The organism is Bacillus sp. JJ1521 (genome assembly GCF_036965165.1).
Lineage (GTDB): Bacteria > Bacillota > Bacilli > Bacillales > Bacillaceae_L > Ferdinandcohnia.
This window is the reverse complement of record NZ_JBALOX010000276.1, coordinates 1-5,383: the sequence shown is the minus strand read 5'-3', so window position 1 is coordinate 5,383 and position 5,383 is coordinate 1. Positions and strand designations below refer to the sequence as shown.

The 5,383-nt window shown below is 38.2% G+C and carries 6 protein-coding genes; 2 read left to right on the top strand and 4 right to left on the bottom strand.

Annotated elements, in window-relative coordinates; genetic code table 11:
• Window positions 1-188: 188 nt before the first annotated feature.
• Together V7147_RS24690 and V7147_RS24685 are read right to left on the bottom strand one after the other, a co-directional pair.
• Window positions 189-431, bottom strand: coding sequence for an efflux RND transporter permease subunit (locus V7147_RS24690; RefSeq protein WP_335370441.1), 243 nt, complete (start codon window positions 429-431; stop codon window positions 189-191).
• Complete coding sequence (locus V7147_RS24685) at window positions 428-3,181, bottom strand: efflux RND transporter permease subunit (protein WP_438824654.1); 2,754 nt, start codon at window positions 3,179-3,181, stop codon at window positions 428-430. The genes V7147_RS24690 and V7147_RS24685 overlap by 4 nt, the downstream gene beginning before the upstream one ends.
• Before the next feature lie 265 nt (window positions 3,182-3,446).
• On the opposite strand from V7147_RS24685, the gene V7147_RS24680 reads away from it, so the two are divergent.
• On the top strand, window positions 3,447-4,355 hold the full coding sequence (locus tag V7147_RS24680) for an alpha/beta hydrolase (RefSeq protein ID WP_335370445.1): 909 nt from the start codon (window positions 3,447-3,449) through the stop codon (window positions 4,353-4,355).
• Here V7147_RS24680 and V7147_RS24675 read toward each other — a convergent pair.
• Window positions 4,332-4,604, bottom strand: a complete 273-nt coding sequence (locus V7147_RS24675) for a DUF2552 family protein (RefSeq protein ID WP_335370439.1) — start codon at window positions 4,602-4,604, stop codon at window positions 4,332-4,334. The two genes, V7147_RS24680 and V7147_RS24675, sit on opposite strands and share 24 nt — an antisense overlap.
• Complete coding sequence (locus tag V7147_RS24670; protein ID WP_335370438.1) at window positions 4,588-4,932, bottom strand: iron-sulfur cluster biosynthesis family protein; 345 nt, start codon at window positions 4,930-4,932, stop codon at window positions 4,588-4,590. The genes V7147_RS24675 and V7147_RS24670 overlap by 17 nt, the downstream gene beginning before the upstream one ends.
• A gap of 159 nt (window positions 4,933-5,091) precedes the next feature.
• On the opposite strand from V7147_RS24670, the gene V7147_RS24665 reads away from it, so the two are divergent.
• On the top strand, window positions 5,092-5,295 hold the full coding sequence (locus V7147_RS24665; protein WP_335370437.1) for a CDGSH iron-sulfur domain-containing protein: 204 nt from the start codon (window positions 5,092-5,094) through the stop codon (window positions 5,293-5,295).
• Window positions 5,296-5,383 lie beyond the last annotated feature (88 nt).

Here is a 5,383-nt window from a genome sequence, read left to right as displayed (position 1 = left end):
GAGTTGTTAAGTGTGGCAAAACGTGACAAAGGTCGTTCTCAAAAAGGAAAACCGAATGCTGATACGACAAACAATACAATGGCTGCTGAAGAAATGGAAAAAGCCATTCACCCTACAAACCGTCAAAATTCAGAGCAATAACGAAAAATCCCCTGGTATAGTTGAACTGAACTACACCAAGGGTTTTTTTAGATTTTCGGGGCTGTTTCGACCTTTACAGTTGCTTTTACTTTATTTCTTGCTCTACGGGTTTCCGCCGACCGCGAGAAAGAAAATAATCGATATACAGCAGGAATTAACAATAATGTAATTAAGGTTGCAAACGATAGCCCAGAGATGATAACAGTTGCCATCGGTGCCTGATAATTACCGGAAGCCCCGGATTCAAGGGCAAGCGGAAGCATACCAGCAACTGTTGTCAAGGTGGTCATAAAAATCNNTTACCGGCCCCTATAAGTGCTTCTTGAATCGTATATCCTTCCTTCCGGAGCTGGTTTGTTCTGTCTACTAGCAAGATCGCGTTATTTAAAACGATACCAACCAGCATAATGATACCCATTCCTGACATGAGGTTTAATTCCATTTGGGTTATAAATAATCCTAAAATAACACCAATGATGGTAATCGGAATAACGGACATTACGAGCAATGGATGCCCAAAATGATTGAATTGAACAGCCATTACTAAATAAACAAGGAAGATTGAAATCGCTAATACAAAAATCATATCCGTCATTAGCTCCTGTTGCTGCTCTAAATCACCACCTGCAGATAGCTTATACCCTGTTGGCACCTCGAATTCATCCATCATTTTCTGAATATCACGATTCACTGCACCAAGATCACGGTCCTTTATATCAGCAGAAATGGTTACAAGTCTTTCCCCATCAGAATGAATGATTTCATTTGGTGTTTGAACCGTTTTAAGTTCAATAAAGGAGGAAAGTGGCTTTTCTCCGTCATGAACAGACATTTTCAGATCGAGTAAATCAGCTTTTGTTGCAGGAATTTTATTCCAACTTACATGTAAAGGTAAGGTTTCATCATTATTCTGCATTGTACCGACAGGCATTTTAATAAACGAAGCTTCAATAAATTGTTTAATTTGTGAAGGATGCAAGCCAGCCTCTTCAATTTCTTTTTCTTTTAAAACAACGATTTGCTCTTCTGAAGTTCTTTCCATAGAATTTGTGATGGCAGAAATCCCATCTACATTCTTAAGCTCGGCAGCAAATTTATTTGAAATCGTTTGAAGCTGCTCAAGGCTGTCTCCTTTAATCTTTACCTGGACGGGAAACCCTCCCCCGCCTGCCATTGCACTTTGAACACCCAAAATAGGGTAATCCTCTTGCATGTTGCGTAATGTATCCAGAATGTTTTCATTTACTTCCTTTTGTTCTATCGTAATTTGATCGCCCTTTGTCATATTAATAATGGTATAAAGCATGCTTCCATTATCCATGACATAATGTGTATCTACATCTTTCACTTTTTGTAGTCTCTGATTTATTTCATTAACCACACTTTGTTTTTCTTCAATAGATAAACCTGGCTCTATGTCAACGGCAAGCTCTGCATAACGATTTAACATATCAGGCATGATCGTCATCGGTATTTTCGTGACAAGAAATAGGGAACCGACTAACATCAGTAGAAATAATGTGATGACGGCTAAACTATTTCTTTTCTTTTCAATCACCCAAGCCACTAAATTGCGATAACCTTTCATGAAAATCGAGTCTTTTTTCGATTTAGATGGTTTTCTTAGCTTTAAAAATGTTTCTGAAAGTGTTGGAATAAGTGTAAATGCTATTACAACAGAACTTATTAGGGTTATTGCCACTACAACAGATAGCATAATGACAAATTCACCCATCTCCCCTCCAATTAAACCAATTGGCAGGAAAACAACGATGGTTGTCAGCATCGAGGCAATAACCGCCGAAGCTACTTCCTTAGTGCCCTCGATAACGGCTTCGAATTTACCGAATCCTAGTTCCTTCTTCTTATAGATGGCTTCCAAGATTACAATCGAGGAGTCCACCATCATTCCTATCCCCAAGCCAAGTCCAAGTAGTGTTAGCATATTAAAGCTATAATCAAATAACCACATCGCTGTGAAGGTTAAAAGAACGGAAGATGGAATCGATAAACCAATAATAAAGGTTGCCCTAATATTACGTAGAAACAGTAACAAAATGATAATCGCAATGACTCCACCAATTAAAATATTGTCTTTAACCCCATCAATTGATTCACTAACATAATCTGCTTGAGCGACTACCTCGTTTAATTCGAAGTTCTTTACAAGATCTTCGTCTTGAATTTTCTTCACTTCCGCCCGTATTGCTTTTGCCATCTCGATTTGTGTGACATTGGATACGCGTCCGATTTGTACAAGAATAAAGTCCTGTGACCCATTTTTCCATACATATGAATTATTCTCTAATGGCTGGATTGTGATTGTTGCAACATCCTTTAGTAAAATAAAGCCATCTTGCGTTGGGAATGAAATATTTTCGATATCCCTCACATTTTCTATCTTGGAGCTCCATCTTAAGGAAGATGAATCCTTATCATCTTTTAATTCTCCTAAAGTGGCTTCACCATTGGACTGTTGGACCGCCGCAATCACCCCGGAAACATCGAGATGATGTTCCTGTAATTTTTCACGGTCTATATTAATGGCAACCTCATGCTCCTCTATCCCCGTAAGTAAAACATCCCTTACCTCAGGCAGCGCTTCTAATCGTGGCTCTAATATCTCTTTTGCAAAAGTTGAGATTTCCTCCATGCTGCCGCCAGATACATCCATAAAAAATTCGTAGCTTTGACTTCCCCCATATTGACCTGATGCAACATCGGTGATATTCGGATACTCCGATTTTGCAGATGCAATGACTGATTCTACTTCCTTATAAATCTCTGCACCTCGCCCCGCTTCAAATTTGAGATCCAAAGCGGTTCTTCCGATATTTGTAGTGGACTGAACACCCTCAACACCGTCTATTGCTAAAATCCGCTGTTCGATGGGTGTGGTTATCGTTCGTTCTACTTCAATCGCTGCCATTTCACCGGCATAAATCTCAACAAAAGCTCCATCTAGTTTTACTGGAGGCATGAGCTCTTTGTCTACTTTCATAAAAGAATAGCCTCCTAATACGGTTACCAGGAAAATCATTAATGTAATCATAATTTTCCGTTGGACAATAAATTTCAATAGCTTCACCATACATCTCCTCTTTCTTCCAATAGGTAAAATTTAGTACTTTTGTATGAATTAATCATATCGGCTTAAGGGAAGTGGCATAAGGAGCCGGAGATATATCTTTATCTAAGACCTTAGGCGTAGGAAAATTATGGAGATTGGCTAAAAAGAGGATATAATAAAGGAAGCATATATTTTCAATCGGATTTTTTAGAAGGAGCGTTTTTTCATGAAAAGAATGAAGAAGATCTTTATAATTCTTGGAATTCTTATCGGCTATATGGCCACAATCGGAATGATTTTTACAAACATCGTCATGTTTATGAAGAAGAAAACCGATGATGAAATTCTTAACCGGGAATCAAAAGAGGGGCGACTTTCCTTAGATGAGGTGGAGTCTTTGAAAAAGGAGGATGTATCCATTCAATCTAAATTTGGGTACATGATTAAAGGCTGGCTTGTAAAAGGAACAAATAAAAAACGATTCATTATCATCTCCCACGGTGTGACCCAAAATAAACTAAATTCCATTAAATACATGAAGCTATTCTTGGAGCGTGACTGGAATGTCCTTTTATACGATCATCGCCGCCATGGAGAAACCGGGGGAAAAACGACAAGCTATGGGCACTATGAAAAATTCGACCTTGAATCGGTTGTTTCCTGGGTAAAAGAAAAATATGGGGACGACATTACCCTCGGTATTCACGGGGAATCGATGGGGGCTGTGACGACTTTACTTTACGCTGGAATGATTGAGGACGGAGCAAATTTTTATATAGTAGACTGCCCGTTTTCCGATTTTGAAGCGCAGCTGAAATATCTCTTAAAGGTGGATTATAAAATCCCTGCCCCACTCGTTCTTCCTTTTGCCAATGTAGCTTTAAAGCTTCGGGATGGATATAGTATTAAGGATGTTTCCCCCGTTTCTGTGATTCAAAATATCAAAAATCCAGTTTTATTTATCCACAGTGCCAAGGATGATTATATTTTGCCAGAAATGACAATGGAGCTTTATAACATGAAGGAAGGTCCGAAGCAAATGCTGATTGCGGAAAAAGGCAAACATGCTTATTCCTTTGCTGAGAACAAAGAAGCCTATGAAAAAGTGATTGATGATTTTTTAGACAAATATGTAAGGGACTGATTTGTGTNNCCCAAGTACATCTGTAATGTCTGTTAAGTTCTCTTTTATCCATTCCAATGCAAGTTCAATCGTTTCAAATTCCTGAACCTCAAAAGTCACCTCATCCTGAAGTAACCACACATCCTTTTGTTCATGGTTTGCCCCTGCAATGGACCAGTGCAAGAGGCTATATGGATGGTTATCATGTAAAAAGGAAACCCATGTTTTATCTTCTGCAATATTTCGGATTGTTTTAAGCTTGGAACTCATGTACACCACTCACTTCTACTAACCTTAAACGTGGATTCAGAATCTCATTTGGGCTTTTTAACATATAACAATTTGCAGTTTCAACAAAATCCACTGTCATCTTTTCATCTAAGAATACCATTTTAGACTTTTCTACTAATAATGGTTGATAATTCGTTTCTAAGGTTAGATCATCTTCGTCTCCAGAGTCTACCAGCCATAATGCCGTAACCCCACTCATCACACAACCGCAGCCTTCTGTTTCATATTTCAGCTTTAATTTTTTATCTTTATTTTTAATTTGTGTATTCAGTTTTTCAATCGCACGTTCTGTAAATGTAACGTTCATAGTGTTCTCCTTTTATGTTCGTTTACATATATTTTAACATATCTTGTTTTGTTCTACATATCATTACAATGACTTGTATCATTAACAAGCATTTGAGTTTTGGTAATGATTACCTTATTATCAATAGTAATATTATCACTCTAAGGGGGTATTCCAGAGATGTCAAAGGTTACAATCAAGGTAAATGACAATGGTTCTTTACGCATTACAGGTGATGTTGATTTGGTGGACGCGGAAGGAAACACGTTCACAACAAAACAAACCTTCTCATTATGCAGATGCGGTCGATCCAATAATAAACCTTTTTGCGACGGTTCTCATAAAGGTCAATTCGAATCTGTCGTACGTGCGCCAAAAGAATAACTTTATTCAGTAGAACCACTACTGAATAAAGTTATAGCCTCCGGCGGATGCCACGATTTTTCAAAGGAAACTTTCCAGCATTAACTGG

What these genes read in the sequence shown, in the direction of transcription:
- V7147_RS24690 (WP_335370441.1), bottom strand. Translation starts at nt 431, where the DNA reads ATGACCACCTTGACAACAGTTGCTGGTATGCTTCCGCTTGCCCTTGAA.
- V7147_RS24680 (WP_335370445.1), top strand. Translation starts at nt 3,447, where the DNA reads ATGAAGAAGATCTTTATAATTCTTGGAATTCTTATCGGCTATATGGCC.
- V7147_RS24670 (WP_335370438.1), bottom strand. Translation starts at nt 4,932, where the DNA reads ATGAACGTTACATTTACAGAACGTGCGATTGAAAAACTGAATACACAA.
- V7147_RS24665 (WP_335370437.1), top strand. Translation starts at nt 5,092, where the DNA reads ATGTCAAAGGTTACAATCAAGGTAAATGACAATGGTTCTTTACGCATT.